Source organism: Neokomagataea anthophila, from assembly GCF_018122595.1.
Classification (GTDB): domain Bacteria; phylum Pseudomonadota; class Alphaproteobacteria; order Acetobacterales; family Acetobacteraceae; genus Gluconobacter; species Gluconobacter anthophilus.
Genome location: NZ_JAGRQH010000133.1, coordinates 1 through 239 on the forward strand (window position 1 = coordinate 1; position 239 = coordinate 239).

At 52.7% G+C, this 239-nt stretch carries 1 pseudogene; it reads left to right on the top strand.

Annotated features, from left to right (window positions below):
- Nucleotides 1-13: 13 nt before the first annotated feature.
- Nucleotides 14-239 (top strand): annotated as a pseudogene (locus KB213_RS12310) (hypothetical protein); the annotation flags it as partial.

A 239-nucleotide genomic window follows, 5' to 3' on the forward strand; every position in this document is an offset into this window, starting at 1 on the left:
GGTGGATTAAGGGGACCTGATCCGAGAGACCCGGAATTTGCTTGATGACACCGGTGCGGCGTGGGTTTTGTATAAATTAGATGGCCGGATTGATCATCTTCTGCTGGATGAAGTGCAAGATAATTCAGGCGATCAGTGGGAGATTGCGGGGGCGTTAACGTCTTAATTCTTTGCTGCGGAGGCCGCGCGAGATGCAGGGCTGAGTCCGCGAACGATCTTTGACGTGGGGGATTACAAAC